This is a genomic window from Brevundimonas sp. T2-11 (genome assembly GCF_055397675.1).
The window spans coordinates 1,720,760-1,735,763 of the sequence record NZ_AP027920.1 but is presented as its reverse complement, the minus strand read 5'-3'; the positions used below and the strand labels follow the sequence as shown (position 1 = coordinate 1,735,763).

Below are 15,004 nucleotides of genomic sequence, written 5' to 3'. Positions count from 1 at the left end.
GAGATTCCCGCCATGCGCCTGTCGCGCTACTTCCTGCCGACCCTGAAAGAAGCCCCCTCCGACGCCCAGATCGTGTCGCACCAGCTGATGCTGCGCGCGGGCATGATCAAGCAGGAGGCCGCCGGCATCTACGCCTGGCTGCCGCTGGGCCTGCGGGTGCTGCGCAAGATCGAGAACATCGTCCGCGAGGAGCAGGTCAAGGCCGGCGCTGTCGAGCTGCTGATGCCGACGCTGCAACTGGCCGACCTGTGGCGCGAGAGCGGCCGCTACGACGCCTACGGTCCCGAGATGCTGCGCATCACGGACCGCCACGAGCGCGAGTTGCTGTACGGACCGACCAACGAGGAGATGGTCACCGACATCTTCCGCGGCTTCGTGAAGTCGTACAAATCCCTGCCGCTGAACCTCTTCCACATCCAGTGGAAGTTCCGCGACGAGCGCCGTCCGCGCTTCGGCGTCATGCGCGGCCGCGAGTTCCTGATGAAGGACGCCTATTCCTTCGACCTGGACGAGGCCTCGGCCCGCATCGCCTACAAGCGCATGTTCGCCGCCTATCTGAACACCTTCGCCCGTCTGGGTCTGAAGGCCGTGCCGATGCGCGCCGACACCGGCCCGATCGGCGGTGACCTGAGCCACGAGTTCATCGTTCTGGCCGAAACCGGCGAGAGCGAGGTCTTCTGCGATCGCAAGCTGGTCGAGATGGCAGCACCGGGCCACGACCTCAGCGTCGAGCAGCTGGAAGGCGTGTTCAACGAGCGCACCGCCCTCTACGCCGCGACCGAGGAAATGCACGACGCGGGCCGTTTCGAGGCCGAGACCGCCGAGGGCGATCGCCTGTCGGCGCGCGGCATCGAGGTCGGCCACATCTTCTACTTCGGCACGAAATACTCGGCCCCGATGAAGGCCAAGGTCGCCGGGCCGGACGGTCAGGACACCGAGGTCCACATGGGCAGCTACGGCGTCGGCGTGTCGCGCCTGATGGGCGCCATCATCGAGGCCAGCCACGACGCCGGCGGCATCATCTGGCCGGACTCGGTCGCCCCGTTCGACGTGGTGGTGATCAACCTGCGCGCCAGCGACGAAGCCGTCTCGGCCGCCTGTGAAGAGGCTGTCGCCAAGCTGGAAGCCTTGGGCAAGGACGTTCTCTACGACGACACCGACGAGCGCCCGGGCGGCAAGTTCGCCACCGCCGACCTGATCGGCGTGCCGTGGCAACTGACCATTGGTCCCAAGGGCCTGGCCGACGGCGTGGTCGAACTGAAGCGCCGCGCCACCGGCGAGAAGCAAACCCTGTCGCTGGACGCCGCCCTGGAGCTGCTGACGAAATGACCGACGCCGCGACGGCCTCCGCGCCGCCCGCCGTGAAACCCGCCGGTCCCTTCTCCGCCTGGGAGATCGGACTGGCCCTTCGCTATCTTCGCGCCAAGCGCAAGGAGGGCGGGGTCGCCCTGATCGCCATCATCAGCTTCATCGGCATCATGCTGGCCGTGGCGGTGCTGATCAGCGTGATGAGCATCATGGCCGGCTTCCGCAGCGAACTGCTGGGGCGGATGCTGTCGTTCAACGGGCACATGTATGTCCAGGGGCCGGTGCTGACCTCGCCGGATCGCGATGCGGCGGTGAAGCGGATTTCGGACGTGCCGGGCGTGGTCTCGGTGACGCCGCTGACGGAATCCCCGGCCATGTTCCGCGCTGGCGGCCAGATGACCGGCGGCATCGTACGCGGCGTGCGGCCTCAGGACCTGGCCTCGACGAAGTTCGTCTATGACAGCCTGACGCCCGAGATGCGGGCCTCCTTTGGCCAGGGCGAATACGGCGGCGACAACATCCTGATCGGCAAGGCCCTGGCCGACCAGATGGGGCTGAGCATCGGCAGCGCCATTTCCATCTATTCGCCGACGGGCGCCGACAGCGCCTTCGGCAATCTGGGCGGTCTGGAAAAGACTTATCGCGTCGGCGGCATCTTCAGCTCCGGTACGGCCGACTACGACCGCGCCTTCATCTTCATGCCTCTGGAACAGGCCCAGCTCTTCTTCGGCAAGGAGGGCGTCTGGGACGTCATCGAGATGAAGGTGGCCGAGCCCGATCAGGTCGAGACCCTGCTGACGCCGGTGCAGCAGGCTTCCGGACCGGGAAGCATCATCACCGACTGGCGCGTCCGTCTGGCCGCCTTCTGGGGCGCGCTGAAGGTCGAGCGCGTGGCCATGAGCATCATCCTGGGGCTGGTCGTCGCCATCGCCGCCATGAACATCATCAGCGGCATCGTCATGCTGGTGAAGAACAAGACGCGCGACATCGCCATCCTGCGCACCGTGGGGGCCAGCCCCTCGTCAATCCTGCGCATCTTCTTCATGTCGGGCGCGGCCATCGGCATCGGCGGCACCATCGCCGGACTGGTGCTCGGCCTGCTGTTCTGCCTGAATATCGGCGCGATCCAGCACACTATTGAGTGGATCACCGGGGTCCAGCTGTTCAACGCCGACGTCTACATGCTGGACGCCATCCCGGCCCTGGTCGATCCGTGGGACGTGACCTGGGTGGCGCTCTTCTCCTTCTTCATGAGCTGCCTCGCCAGCCTGCCGCCGTCGTGGAACGCGTCGCGGATCGATCCGGTGGAGGCCCTGCGCTTTGAATAGTCCGCTGAACAAGACGCCGACGCTGCGCCTGCGCGGCATCACCCGCACCTATCCGACCGCTTCCGGCGGGCTGACGGTGCTGAAGGGCGTCGATCTGGACATCATGCCGGGCGAGGTCGTCGGCCTGATCGGGCCTTCGGGCTCGGGCAAGTCGTCGCTGCTGCACGCCGCCGGCCTGCTGGAGCGGCCGACCAGCGGTCAGGTCATGATCGACGGCGAAGACGTGGGCGGTCTGGACGAGCGGGCGCGCACCCGTCTGCGCCTGTCGCGGATTGGTTTCGTCTATCAATTCCACCACCTGCTGCCGGAATTTGACGCACGTGACAACGTCGCCCTGCCGATGCGCATCGCCGGTCATTCGGAAGGCCAGGCGCGTCGCCGGGCCGAGGCCCTGCTGACCGGCCTGGGGCTGGGCGAGCGTTTCACCCACCAACCGGCCCAGTTGTCCGGCGGCGAGCAACAGCGCGTCGCGATCGCCCGCTCGCTGGCCAACAGTCCGCGTCTGCTGCTGGCCGACGAGCCGACCGGCAACCTGGATCCCGCCAACAGCCACGCGGTGTTCGAGGCCCTGCGCGAACTGGCCAAGACCACGGGCGTCGCCGCCCTGATCGCCACCCATAACATGGAGCTGACCGGCCACATGGACCGCGTCTTCGCCCTGAAGGACGGCCATCTGGAAGAGCGCGCCGCCGAGGCTCAGGCCTACTAGGCGATCTGCCGCCGAACGCACTGATGAAGGGGGCGCCGCGCCGGTTGGGCGGGCGTTCTGCCGTCTGGCGTGAGCCGACCTGTGAATCTGGTCTTGCCGGAAACCTGGCCAGATTGATTCCTCGCGGACGGGAAGACGCATCAACTGCGTGGGACTACGAGGTTCTCCGCAGAAACTCTTAATGTATCATCGAGATATGACGACTGGACGTGCGGTGAGGCTTGAGGCGAGTGAGCAGGGCGGGCGTCACTCCGCACCCTTGCCGCAAGAGATTATCGTAATCGATGACGACCGCGCCTTGCTGGAACTGACCCTGATGACGGTCCGCGCCGGCGGTTATCGCGCCGTTGGCTTTCATGACCCGCTTGACGCCCTGATGTGGGCGTCGGACGCCGAGCCGACCTGTATCGTTTCTGATCTGAAAATACCGGGTGTCGAGGGGCTGGATCTGGTCGCGGCTTTCTGCGCCCTGAATCGTCATGCGGTCATCATCGTCAGCGCCTTTGTCGATGTGCGAATGACCGTGGACGCCATGCGTCTAGGTGTCGACGATGTCCTGCCCAAGCCCGCCAGCGATGAAAGCCTGATCCGCGCGATCGAGCGCGGCGCTGCGGCCTTGCCGAGTGCACTCGTTCGCGAGGAGTTGGCCTTCACGCGACGTGAACGTCAGGTCGCGGAACTGATGCTGGCGGGCAATACGACCAAGCAGATCGCCCAGACCCTGGCTCTGAGCCCACGCACGATTGAATTTTTCCGTGCCAGCCTGCTGCGCAAGACCCAGTCGCCGAACTCGGCCGCGCTGGCCTCGGCCCTGACCCGGATCGGCTTCGGCAAAAACTGATGTTGACGAGAACGAATGGGCAACATAGAACAAATGGGCAACATCTGAACTGGGGATAAGCTCATGTCGCGTTGGGTGAGAAACATGCTGTCGCTTGCGTCGTGCGGCGGCTTCGTCTGGATGATCTGGCAGGCGTCTTTCCTGGTGGCGTGATGGCCGCATCGACTCCCTGCATGATCAAGCTGCGGTCGTTGGACGGCCGGAGGTGAAGGGTCCTGACGCTCGGGATCAGCGGAGTTTGTATTGACGGAAACGGCGAACAGTCAGGGCTTTGTCCATCTGCGGGTCCGCAGCGCCTATTCCTTGCTGGAAGGGGCGATCAAGGCCGGCAAGATCGGCAAGATGGCCGCAGACGCGGGTATGCCGGCCGTCGCCGTGGCCGATCGCGCCAACCTGTTCGGCGCGCTCGAGTTCAGCCAGAATACCAAGGACGCGGGCGTGCAGCCCATCGTCGCCTGCGCCCTGCCGGTCGTGGGTATCGGCGGTCAGATCGCCGAGCGCTGGGCCAAGACGCCGACCGTGGTGCTGCTGGTCCAGAACGAGCAGGGCTGGCTTAATCTGTGCGCACTGTCCTCCGCCGCCTACCTCGACGCAGGCGAGATGTCAGAGCCCGGCGTGCCCTGGTCTCAGGTTGTGGATAAGTCCGAGGGGCTGATCCTGTTGTCGGGAGGCCCCGACGGCCCGGTCGACCCCTTGTTCGTCCAGAACAGGCGCGATGATGCGATGGCGTCTCTCAACGAGATGAAGCGCGTTTTTGGTGATCGTTTCTACGTGGAGTTGCAACGCCACGGCCTGCCGCAAGAGCCTGCGGCCGAGGCCGGGCTGGTCGAATGGGCCTACGCCAACGACGCGCCTCTGGTCGCCACCAACGATGTCTATTACGCCAAGGCGGCCCAGGCGAAGTCGCACGACGCTCTGTTGTGCATCTCTGACGGCGCCTTCACCGGCCAGGAGGATCGGCGCCGCATCACCAGCGAGCACTGGTTCAAGACCGCCGAGGCCATGCGGACCCTGTTCGCGGACCTGCCCGAAGCCTGCGACAACACCATCGACATCGCCCGCCGCTGCGCCTTCCTGGTCCAGACCCGCGCGCCGATCCTGCCGCGCTTCGATACCGGGGCCGGGCGGTCAGAGGCCGACGAACTGGCGCACCAGGCCCGCGAGGGGCTGAAGCTACGTCTGGAAAAGAACAAGGCCTACGCGCCGGAGGACGACTACTGGCACCGTCTCGAATGGGAGGTGGGGATCATCCAGCAGATGGGTTTCCCCGGCTACTTCCTGATCGTTTCGGACTTCATCAAGTGGGCCAAGCTGCACGGCATTCCGGTGGGGCCGGGGCGGGGGTCCGGCGCCGGTTCGCTGGTGGCCTGGTCGCTGACCATCACCGATCTGGACCCCTTGCGGTTCGGCCTGCTGTTCGAGCGCTTCTTGAACCCCGAACGGGTCTCCATGCCCGACTTCGACATCGACTTCTGTCAGGAGCGGCGGGAAGAGGTGATCGACTATGTGCAGGACCACTACGGCAAGGACCGGGTGGCCCAGATCATCACCTTCGGCACCCTGCAGGCGCGGGCCGTGCTGCGCGACGTCGGGCGGGTGCTGCAGATGCCGTTGGGTCAGGTGGACCGGCTCTGCAAGATGGTGCCGAACAACCCGGCCAATCCGGTGACCCTGGCCCAGGCCATTGATCTGGAGCCGCGCCTGAAGGAGGCGCGCGACGCCGAGCCGGCGGTCAGGACCCTGCTGGAGACGGCGCTGGAGCTGGAGGGGCTGTACCGCAACGCCTCGACCCACGCCGCCGGCATCGTCATCGGCGACCGACCACTAACCGAACTGGTGCCGCTGTATCAGGACCCGCGTTCGACCATTCCCGCCAGCCAGTTCAACATGAAGTGGGTCGAGCCGGCGGGTCTGGTGAAGTTCGACTTCCTGGGCTTGAAGACGCTGACGGTGCTGGATCGGGCGCGGGAGTATCTGGAACGGCGCGGCGCGGCGCCGGAGTGGAACCTGCTGCCGCTGGACGACCCTAAGACCTATGAACTGATGGCCTCGGGCCAGACGGTCGGGGTGTTCCAGCTGGAATCCCAGGGCATGCGCGACACCCTGCGCAAGATGCGCTGCGGGTCCATCGAGGAAATCACCGCCCTGATCTCCCTCTATCGGCCGGGGCCGATGGAGATGATCGACACCTATATCGACCGGAAGTTCGGCCGGGCCGAGGTGGACTACCTGCACCCCAGCCTGAAGGAGGTGCTGACCGAGACCTACGGCGTCATCATCTACCAGGAACAGGTGATGAAGATCGCCCAGATCCTGGCGGGTTACAGCCTGGGTGAAGCCGACCTGCTGCGCCGGGCCATGGGCAAGAAGAAAAAGGAGGAGATGGATTTCCAGCGCCTCCGCTTCGTCAAGGGCGCGTCCGAGAAGTCGGTGCCCGAGGCCCAGTCGGGCTCGATCTTCGACCTAGTGGCCAAGTTCGCGGGCTACGGCTTCAACAAGTCGCACGCTGCGGCCTACGCCCTGATCTCGTTCCAGACAGGTTGGCTGAAAGCCAATCACCCGGTCGAGTTTTTCGCCGCATCGATGAGTCTCGACCTGTCGAACACCGACAAGCTGGCGGTCTTCTATCAGGACTGCCGCCGGTTCGAGATCCCGGTCCTGGCGCCGGACATTAACCGGTCCTCCGCCGACTTCGACGTGGCGTGGAAGGACGGGCAGGGCAGCGTTCTCTATGCCCTGGGCGCTATCCGCAACGTGGGCCTGGAGGCGATGAAGCACGTCGTCGAGGTGCGTGATGCGGGCGGCCCCTTCGTCGACATCTTCGACTTCCTGGAGCGGGTCGATCCCAAGGCGGTGAACAAGCGGGCGCTGGAAGGTCTGGCCAAGGCGGGGGCCTTCGACAGCCTGAATTCCAATCGTCGCCAGTTGTTCGAGCAGGCCGACACCCTGATCGCCTATTGCCAGAGCGTCGCTGCTGAGCGCGCCTCGTCGCAGGTCAGCCTGTTCGGGGCTGATCAGGCGGGCGCCGCGCGGCCGCGCCTGAAGAGCGTCGAGCCCTGGGCCGGACCGGACAAGCTGGACCAGGAGCTGTCAGCAGTCGGCTTCTATCTGTCTGGCCACCCGCTGGAGGAGTTGACGCCGGCGCTGAAACGCAAGCGCGTGACTTTTGTGGCCGAGGCGCAAGGTCTGGCTGAAGCCGGACACGAGGCCTTCCTGATGGCGGGCGTGGTGCGCCGGCGTCAGGAGCGGGCCAGCGCCAAAAGCGGCGAGAAGTTCGCCTTCGTCACCTTTTCCGACCCCACGGGCGAGTTCGAGTGCCTGTTTCCGCCCGAGCAGCTTCGACGCTGTCGCGACATTCTGGAGGTCGGGACGTCAGTTCTGGTGAAGGTGCGTGCCAAGGCCGCAGATGGCGAGGTGCGGTTCTTCGGCGATGACGCCAGCCGTATGGACGTGCTTCTGGACGACGCCCAGATCGGATTGCGCGTCGTGGTTTCGGCCCAGTCGGCGGACGCCGAGGCGCTGAAGGCGCGGCTGGAACGGGCTCAGGCGCAAGGGAAGGGCGGCGAGGTCTGGCTCCAGGCGACCCTGGGCGGGCGAACCGAGGTCGAGATCAAGCTGCCGGGGCGTTACCGTCTGGACGCCGCCCTGCGCGGGGCGCTGAAGTCGGCGCCGGGCGTGATCATGCTGGAGGACGCCTGATGGGGGAGGAGTCGCTTATGCGGAATGCGCGCGGAACCTTTGAGGTCATCATCACCCCGGTTCAGCCGGCGGCAGGCGCGTCGCCGGATGCTCCCGGCCGGATGTTGCTGGTCAAGACCTTTCATGGCGACCTGACGGGAACCGCCGCTGGCGAGATGCTGGCGACCATGAGCCCGGAACGGTCGGGCGCCTATGTGGCTCTGGATCGGGTGCACGGCGTCATTGACGGGCGCGAGGGCGCCTTCACTCTGGTGCATCGTGGACTGATGGATCGCGGCGCCCAGGAGTTGCTGATTACAATCGTGCCGGGGTCGGGAGCAGGGGAACTGACCGGGATCTCCGGAGTGTTCCACCTGACGATCGTGGACGGGGTTCACAACTATGATCTGGAATACAGTCTGCCGACACCTTGAGGGAGGAGTGCGAACATGAGCGTGCACAAGGGGGCCTGCCACTGCGGCGCCGTGGCCTATGAGGTCGAGGTCGGGCTGGAGGGCCTGATCGAGTGCAACTGTTCGCACTGTTATCGAAAGGGCTTCGTTCTGGCTTTTGCGCCGCGCGCGGCGTTCCGGCTGACGGCGGGCGAGAAGGCGACGACCTCCTATTTCTTCAATCAGCACAAGATCGACCATCGCTTCTGCAAGACCTGCGGGGTTCAGCCCTTCGGTTACGGCCTGGCGCCCGATGGATCCGAGGTGGCGGCGATCAATGTGCGGACCCTGACGGACGTGGAGCCCTGGGCATGGACGGCGACGCGTGTGGACGGGCGCAGCTTCTGACTGATCCGCTTGCCTTTTTCGAACAATCCGCCTAGAGAGCGCGCGCACTTCGCACGCGGGCGTGGCGCGGATCGGGGAGACATCCTGATCTGCACCGTTCCGAGGGACCATCCGGTCCTTTAATCGCCCGCGCTAGGTTTAGATCGGAAAAAGGAAAAGACGATCATGGCTCTGCCTGAATTCTCGATGCGCACCCTGCTGGAAGCTGGCGCTCACTTCGGCCACCAGACGCACCGCTGGAACCCGAAGATGGACCGCTACATCTTCGGCTCGCGCTCGAACATTCACATCATCGACCTGTCGCAGACGATGCCGCTGCTGCATCAGGCTCTGGTCGCCGTTCGCGACGTCGCCGCCAAGGGCGGTCGCGTCCTGTTCGTCGGCACCAAGCGCCAGGCCGCCGGCCCGGTCGCCGAAGCCGCCACGCGCTGCGCCCAGTACTACATGAACAACCGCTGGCTCGGCGGCACGCTGACCAACTGGCGCACCGTTTCGGGCTCGATCGCCCGTCTGCGCGAACTGGAAACCGTTCTGGCCGCCGGCGGCGAAGGCCGAGTCAAGAAAGAGCTGCTGACCCTGCAGCGCGAGAAGGACAAGCTTGAGCTGTCGCTGGGCGGCATCAAGGACATGGGTTCGATCCCGGACATCATGTTCGTCATCGACACCAACAAGGAGTCGATCGCGATCCAGGAAGCTCGCAAGCTGAACATCCCGATCATCGCCATTCTGGACACCAACTCGGATCCGGACGGCATCACCTACCCGGTCCCGGGCAACGACGACGCCGCTCGCGCCATCCAGACCTACTGCGACCTGATCGCCGACGCCGTTCTGGACGGCCTGGCCGCCGGCGCTTCGGCCTCGGGCATCGACCTGGGCGCTTCGGAAGCTCCGGTTGAGCCGATGCTGCGTGAAGCCGCTGCTGCTCCGGCTGCTGCTGAAGCCGCTCCGGCCGGTACGGAAGGCGCTGCTGAAGAGCTGCTCGCGACGGCTGAAGAAAAGGTCGAGGGCTAAGACGCCTTCGGGTTCGATCGTGTGATTGGACCTACGCCAAACTGACATGCGGCCGGGCTATTCATGCCCGGCCGCTCATTTGAATTTCCAGGAGAAGAACATGGCCGAGATCACTGCCGCCCTCGTGAAGGAGCTTCGCGAGCGTTCGGGCGTCGGCATGATGGACTGCAAGAAGGCGCTGGTTGAAAATAACGGCGACATCGACGCGGCCATCGACTGGCTGCGCGCCAAGGGCCTGTCCAAGGCCGCCAAGAAGGCTGACCGCGTCGCCGCTGAAGGCCTGGTCGCCGTCGCCGTCCGCGCCGAAGGCAAGGGCGAAGTCGCCGCCGCCATCGAGTTCAATGCGGAAACCGACTTCGTCGCCCGTAACGACCTGTTCCAGAACGCCGCCAAGTCGTTCGCCCAACTGGGCCTGCACCACGACGGCGTCGACGCCATCCACGGCGCGACCCTGGAAAACGGCCGCACGGTTCAGGACGAAGTGACCCAGCTGATCGCCACCATCGGCGAGAACATGCAACTGCGCCGCGCCGCTCGTCTGGCCGTCGATGAAGGCGTGGTTTCGACCTACGTCCACAACGCGGTCTCGCCGGGCGTCGGCCGCATCGGCGTGCTGGTGGCTCTGGAAGGCGAAGGCGACCAGGAAGCCCTGCGCGAACTGGGCCGCAAGATCGCCATGCACGTCGCCGCCACGGCGCCGCTGTCGCTGAACACCGACGATCTGGACCCGGCCGCCATCGAGAAGGAACGCGCTGTTCTGATCGAAAAGGCCAAGGAAGAAGGTCGCCCGGAAGCCATGATCGAGAAGATCGTGGAAGGCCAGATCAACAAGTTCCAGAAGGACGTGGTGCTGTCGAAGCAACCCTTCGTCATGGACCCCGACGTGACCATCGAGCAACTGGTCGCCAACTCGGGCAAGGAACTGGGCTCCTCGAACCTGCGCCTGGCCGGCTTCGTCCGCCTGGCCTTGGGTGAAGGCGTCGAGAAGGTCGAGACCCCTGACTTCGCGGCCGAAGTGGCCTCGATGACCGGCGGCAACTAAGGCTGAAGTTTCTTCCCGAAAGGGAAGAATTTTCAAAAGGGCGCGTTCGGCTTTGATGGCCGGCGCGCCCTTCGTCTATGATGAACCGCCGATTCACTCGCGCGGATGCGTAACCCCTGTATCCACGGACCCATGACCATGCCCGACGCCCCCTCCGAGTTTCGCTACAAGCGCGTCCTGCTGAAGGTCTCTGGCGAGGTCCTGATGGGCGATCAGTCCTACGGCATTGATATGAAGACCGTCGATGTGGTGGCGGCGGCCGTGGCTCAGGTCGCGCGCGAGGGGGTCGAGATCTGCCTGGTCATCGGCGGCGGCAACATCTTCCGCGGCCTGTCCAAGGCTGCAGAGGGCATGGATCGCGCTAACGCCGACTACATGGGCATGCTGGCCACCATCATGAACGCCCTGGCCATGCAGGGCGCGCTGGAGAAGATCGGCGTCGACACGCGGGTCCAGAGCGCCATTCCGATGGCCGCCATCGCCGAGCCCTACATCCGCCGCCGCGCCATGCGGCATCTGGAAAAGGGCCGGGTGGTGATCTTCGCCGCCGGCGTGGGCGCGCCCTTCTTCACAACGGATTCGGGCGCCGCGTTGCGCGCCGCCGAAATGGGCTGCGACGCCCTGCTGAAGGGCACCAGCGTCGATGGCGTCTACACGGCTGACCCCAAGAAGGACCCGGCCGCCACCCGCTATGAGACCCTGAGCTATCAGGAGGTCCTGGCCAAGGACCTGCGCGTCATGGACGCTTCGGCCATCGCCCTGATGCGCGACAGCGATATTCCGATCGTGGTCTTCTCGATCCGCGAGGAAGGCTCCCTGCGCAAGACGCTGAGCGGCGAAGGCACCTTCACCGTCATCACAAACAAGGCCGCCTGAGCGGCCCTCGAAACGAACGACAGACCAGGAAGACACTCATGGCCAAGCCCGAGCTCAAGACCTATCGCGACCGTATGGACAAGTCCGTTGCGGCGCTGAAGGAAGAGTACGCCGGTCTGCGCACGGGCCGCGCCAACGCCGGCCTTCTGGACCCGGTGCAGGTCGAGGCCTACGGCTCGACCTCGCCGCTGAACGCTGTGGCGGCCATTAGCGTGCCGGAGCCGCGCATGATTTCGGTCAGCGTATGGGACAAGAGCATGGTCGTGGCGGTCGAGAAGGCCATTCGCGCCGCGGGTCTGGGATTGAATCCGATCGTGGACGGCCAGACCCTGCGCATTCCGGTGCCGCCGCTGACCGAGGAACGCCGCAAGGATCTGGTAAAGCTGGCCGGCAAGTACGCCGAGCAGCAGAAAATCGCCGTGCGCAACGTGCGCCGCGACGCCAACGACGATCTGAAAAAGGCTGAAAAGGCCACCGAGATCAGCCAGGACGAACAGAAGAAGATGGAAGCCGAGGTCCAGAAGGACACCGACGCGGCCATCAAGCGCATTGACGAGGCTCTGAAGACCAAGGAAGCCGAGATCATGCAGGTCTGACGCCCGTACGCGTCAGGAGGGATCTAGATGTCGGTCGAGACCGTCGCCACGGCACCTGAGAAGGGGCCTCGTCACGTCGCCCTGATCATGGACGGCAACGGTCGCTGGGCCGAGCGCCGGGGCTTGCCGCGCGTCGTGGGGCATCGTGAGGGCGTTCAGGCCCTGCGACGCACGATCAAGGCCGCGCCGGATTTCGGCGTGCGCTGTCTGACTGTCTTCGGCTTCTCGACCGAGAACTGGAGCCGTCCGGCGGACGAGGTGTCGGACCTGATGGGCCTGGTGCGATCCTTTGTCGGCAGCGACCTGAAGCGCCTGGAGGCTTCCGGGGTGCGCGTGCGTGTCCTGGGCCGCCGCAAGGGGTTGCCCGGCGACATCGCGGCTATCGTCGATCGCGCCGAAGCTCAAACGGCGCATAATGATCGTTTCCTGTTGCAGGTGGCTTTCAACTACGGCGGGCGGGCCGACCTGGTCGACGCCGCCCAGCGGCTGGTGGATCGTGCACGCGCGGGGCGGCTCGAAGGCGATGTGACCGAGGATGATCTGGGCGCGGGACTGTCGACGGCCGGGGCGCCTCCGGTCGATCTGATCGTGCGGACCTCAGGCGAGCAGCGACTGTCCAACTTCCTGTTATGGGAAGCCGCCTATGCCGAACTGGTGTTCCAGGACATCCTGTGGCCTGACTATGGGGCCGAGGCGCTGGGCGAGGCCATTGCGCTCTATGGACATCGCGAGCGGCGTTATGGCGGTCGTGACGTGCTGACGGACGCGCCCGTCGCCAAAGCGGCGGCGACCTAATGGCTTTGAAGATCGGCGACATTGGTCTGAGAGCGGCGTCGGCCGTGGTGCTGGCGCCCGCCGCTGTGCTGGCGACCTGGGCCGGCGGGGCCTGGTTCTGCGCCCTGGTGGTGGCTGCATGTGGATTACTGGCGTTTGAATGGGCGCGAATGAGCGCGCCGAGCCTCTGGCGCTCGATCGGGGCGGCGGTTGCTCTGGCGCTGATCACCGCCGTGATCGCCGCCCATATTGGACAGATTTCCCTCGCTCTGATCCTGCTGGTCTTCGGCGCCCTGGCGGCGGGTCTGTTCGCGCGTTCGCGCGGCGGCCAGGCGCTGGATGCGGCCTATGGCGTGCTCTACCTCGGTTGGCCCTGTGTCCTGCTGATCTGGTTGCGCGACCTGAACGCGGCGCAGGGCCTGTACTGGACGGTGCTGGTTTTCGCCGTGGCCTGGGCTTCCGACATCCTGGCCTATCTGGTCGGCAGCGCCGTGGGCGGCCCCAAGCTGTGGCCGCGCTTTTCGCCCAACAAGACCTGGTCGGGTTTCATCGGCGGATTGTTGGCGGGCATGGTCGCCGGCGCGGCGATGGCCGGGTGGCTTGAAATGGGTCGCCTGAACGTCTTCTGGGGCGGCGTCCTGGGGTTGGCGGCGGCCCTGGCCACCATGGCTGGAGATCTGTGGGAGTCGGCGCTTAAGCGGCGTTTCGGGGTGAAGGACGCTGGCAATATCATTCCCGGTCACGGCGGTCTGCTGGATCGGGTCGATGGCCTGATGTTTGCGGTCGTGGTGGTGGCGGCGGGGCGTGTGATCGTTCTGATGCTGGGGCAGGGTGCATGATCGCCCGCAGGGTCAGCGTGCTGGGCTCGACCGGCTCTGTTGGAACATCGACGCTGGATCTGATGGATCAGGCAGAGGCGGCCGGCTCGGGTGCTTTTCAGGTCGAGGTCCTGACCGGTGGAAACAACATCGCGCGTCTGGCCGACCAGGCCCGACGTTGGCGCCCCAGGTTGGCGGTGACGGCGGATCCCGCCCGTCTTTCGGAACTCCGCGACGCGCTTGTCGGAACAGAGGTCGAGGTCGCCGCAGGTCCCGAGGCCATTGTCGAGGCCGCGACCCGGCCCGTTGACTGGGTCATGGCCTCCATCGTCGGCTCGGCGGGCTTGCGCTCGGCCTGGGCCGCAGCCGGCACGGGCGCGACCCTGGCCCTGGCCAATAAGGAAAGCCTGGTCTGCTGCGGCCCGGCCTTGATCGAGCGGGTCGGGCGCAGCGGCGGCAAGCTGATTCCCGTCGACTCCGAGCATTCGGCCATCTTTCAGGTCTTTCCCGCCGAGGCGCCTGAGCAGGTGTCCAAGCTGGTGCTGACGGCATCGGGCGGGCCTTTCCGCACCCTGCCGCGTGAGGCCATGGGCCGCATCACTCCGGAACAGGCCGTGGCCCACCCGAACTGGAGCATGGGCGCCAAGATCTCTGTCGACAGCGCCACCATGGCCAACAAGGGGCTGGAGCTGATCGAGGCGGCCTATCTGTTCGCCATGAGCGGCGACCGGATCGACGTGGTCGTCCACCCGGAATCAATCATCCACAGCCTTGTGGAATATGTGGATGGTTCGACCCTGGCCCAGATGGGGCCGCCTGACATGAAGACGCCGATCGCCTGCGCCCTGGCCTGGCCCGATCGGATGGCCTGGCCCGCGCCCCGACTGGACCTGGCTGCTCTGGGCCGTCTGACCTTCGAGGCGCCCGATATGGCGCGGTTCCCGGCCCTTCGACTGGCGCGCGAGGCCCTGGCGGCGGGCGGGGTGGCGCCCATCGTCTTCAATGCGGCCAACGAGGTGGCGGCTCTGGCTTTCCTTGACCGTCGGCTGGGCTTTCTCAATATTGCCGCAGTCGTCGCGGACACCTTGGAGCGTGCGACGAACGCGGGGATGGATTCCGGTTCCGACGACGCCTGCGACGCGGCTCTGGCCGTTGACGCGGCGGCCCGACGGATCGCGAACGACATTATCGCCTCGCTCGCGATTGCGGCCTGAGGGCGA

The 15,004-nt window shown here is 65.7% G+C and carries 14 protein-coding genes; all 14 read left to right on the top strand.

The features are described 5' to 3' along the window. The first annotated feature begins 12 nt into the window (after positions 1 to 12). The 14 genes from proS (at position 13) to dxr (ending at position 14,998) form a co-directional block, all read left to right on the top strand. Positions 13 to 1,329, top strand: coding sequence for a proline--tRNA ligase (proS, locus tag ACZ5XO_RS08660; protein WP_464161971.1), 1,317 nt, complete (start codon positions 13 to 15; stop codon positions 1,327 to 1,329). Beyond that, positions 1,326 to 2,636 carry a lipoprotein-releasing ABC transporter permease subunit gene (locus ACZ5XO_RS08655; protein ID WP_464161970.1) on the top strand — a complete coding sequence of 437 codons (1,311 nt, stop codon included), beginning with the start codon at positions 1,326 to 1,328 and terminating at the stop codon, positions 2,634 to 2,636. Before proS ends, ACZ5XO_RS08655 begins: the two co-directional genes overlap by 4 nt. Continuing rightward, entirely contained in the window at positions 2,629 to 3,345 is a 717-nt protein-coding gene (locus ACZ5XO_RS08650) for an ABC transporter ATP-binding protein (protein ID WP_464161969.1), read from the top strand. The genes ACZ5XO_RS08655 and ACZ5XO_RS08650 overlap by 8 nt, the downstream gene beginning before the upstream one ends. A gap of 196 nt (positions 3,346 to 3,541) precedes the next feature. After that, entirely contained in the window at positions 3,542 to 4,186 is a 645-nt protein-coding gene (locus tag ACZ5XO_RS08645; protein WP_464161968.1) for a response regulator transcription factor, read from the top strand. 243 nt (positions 4,187 to 4,429) lie between these two features. Next, positions 4,430 to 7,885, top strand: coding sequence for a DNA polymerase III subunit alpha (gene dnaE, locus ACZ5XO_RS08640; RefSeq protein ID WP_464161967.1), 3,456 nt, complete (start codon positions 4,430 to 4,432; stop codon positions 7,883 to 7,885). 17 nt (positions 7,886 to 7,902) lie between these two features. Further along, positions 7,903 to 8,298: a DUF3224 domain-containing protein gene (locus ACZ5XO_RS08635; RefSeq protein ID WP_464161966.1), complete on the top strand. Its 396-nt coding sequence runs from the start codon at positions 7,903 to 7,905 to the stop codon at positions 8,296 to 8,298. 15 nt (positions 8,299 to 8,313) lie between these two features. Further along, a complete protein-coding gene (locus tag ACZ5XO_RS08630) occupies positions 8,314 to 8,664 on the top strand; it encodes a GFA family protein (protein WP_464161965.1) in 351 nt (116 codons plus the stop codon). 165 nt (positions 8,665 to 8,829) lie between these two features. Beyond that, on the top strand, positions 8,830 to 9,678 hold the full coding sequence (gene rpsB / locus ACZ5XO_RS08625; RefSeq protein WP_464161964.1) for a 30S ribosomal protein S2: 849 nt from the start codon (positions 8,830 to 8,832) through the stop codon (positions 9,676 to 9,678). A gap of 100 nt (positions 9,679 to 9,778) precedes the next feature. Next, the gene (gene tsf, locus ACZ5XO_RS08620) at positions 9,779 to 10,720 is read left to right on the top strand and encodes a translation elongation factor Ts (protein ID WP_464161962.1); all 942 of its coding nucleotides are present in this window, start codon (positions 9,779 to 9,781) and stop codon (positions 10,718 to 10,720) included. 138 nt (positions 10,721 to 10,858) lie between these two features. Then, complete coding sequence (pyrH, locus tag ACZ5XO_RS08615; protein ID WP_464161961.1) at positions 10,859 to 11,596, top strand: UMP kinase; 738 nt, start codon at positions 10,859 to 10,861, stop codon at positions 11,594 to 11,596. A gap of 38 nt (positions 11,597 to 11,634) precedes the next feature. After that, positions 11,635 to 12,192 (top strand): ribosome recycling factor, encoded by a 558-nt coding sequence (frr, locus tag ACZ5XO_RS08610; protein WP_464161960.1) that lies wholly within the window; start codon positions 11,635 to 11,637, stop codon positions 12,190 to 12,192. A gap of 27 nt (positions 12,193 to 12,219) precedes the next feature. After that, positions 12,220 to 12,987: a polyprenyl diphosphate synthase gene (gene uppS, locus ACZ5XO_RS08605; protein ID WP_464161959.1), complete on the top strand. Its 768-nt coding sequence runs from the start codon at positions 12,220 to 12,222 to the stop codon at positions 12,985 to 12,987. After that, positions 12,987 to 13,805, top strand: coding sequence for a phosphatidate cytidylyltransferase (locus tag ACZ5XO_RS08600; protein WP_464161958.1), 819 nt, complete (start codon positions 12,987 to 12,989; stop codon positions 13,803 to 13,805). Before uppS ends, ACZ5XO_RS08600 begins: the two co-directional genes overlap by 1 nt. Beyond that, entirely contained in the window at positions 13,802 to 14,998 is a 1,197-nt protein-coding gene (dxr, locus tag ACZ5XO_RS08595) for a 1-deoxy-D-xylulose-5-phosphate reductoisomerase (RefSeq protein WP_464161957.1), read from the top strand. The genes ACZ5XO_RS08600 and dxr overlap by 4 nt, the downstream gene beginning before the upstream one ends. Positions 14,999 to 15,004: the final 6 nt, after the last annotated feature.

What these genes read in the sequence shown, in the direction of transcription:
- proS (WP_464161971.1), top strand. Translation starts at nt 13, where the DNA reads ATGCGCCTGTCGCGCTACTTCCTGCCGACCCTGAAAGAAGCCCCCTCC.
- ACZ5XO_RS08645 (WP_464161968.1), top strand. Translation starts at nt 3,542, where the DNA reads ATGACGACTGGACGTGCGGTGAGGCTTGAGGCGAGTGAGCAGGGCGGG.
- dxr (WP_464161957.1), top strand. Translation starts at nt 13,802, where the DNA reads ATGATCGCCCGCAGGGTCAGCGTGCTGGGCTCGACCGGCTCTGTTGGA.
- rpsB (WP_464161964.1), top strand. Translation starts at nt 8,830, where the DNA reads ATGGCTCTGCCTGAATTCTCGATGCGCACCCTGCTGGAAGCTGGCGCT.
- ACZ5XO_RS08635 (WP_464161966.1), top strand. Translation starts at nt 7,903, where the DNA reads ATGCGGAATGCGCGCGGAACCTTTGAGGTCATCATCACCCCGGTTCAG.
- tsf (WP_464161962.1), top strand. Translation starts at nt 9,779, where the DNA reads ATGGCCGAGATCACTGCCGCCCTCGTGAAGGAGCTTCGCGAGCGTTCG.
- pyrH (WP_464161961.1), top strand. Translation starts at nt 10,859, where the DNA reads ATGCCCGACGCCCCCTCCGAGTTTCGCTACAAGCGCGTCCTGCTGAAG.
- ACZ5XO_RS08600 (WP_464161958.1), top strand. Translation starts at nt 12,987, where the DNA reads ATGGCTTTGAAGATCGGCGACATTGGTCTGAGAGCGGCGTCGGCCGTG.
- ACZ5XO_RS08630 (WP_464161965.1), top strand. Translation starts at nt 8,314, where the DNA reads ATGAGCGTGCACAAGGGGGCCTGCCACTGCGGCGCCGTGGCCTATGAG.
- frr (WP_464161960.1), top strand. Translation starts at nt 11,635, where the DNA reads ATGGCCAAGCCCGAGCTCAAGACCTATCGCGACCGTATGGACAAGTCC.
- ACZ5XO_RS08655 (WP_464161970.1), top strand. Translation starts at nt 1,326, where the DNA reads ATGACCGACGCCGCGACGGCCTCCGCGCCGCCCGCCGTGAAACCCGCC.
- uppS (WP_464161959.1), top strand. Translation starts at nt 12,220, where the DNA reads ATGTCGGTCGAGACCGTCGCCACGGCACCTGAGAAGGGGCCTCGTCAC.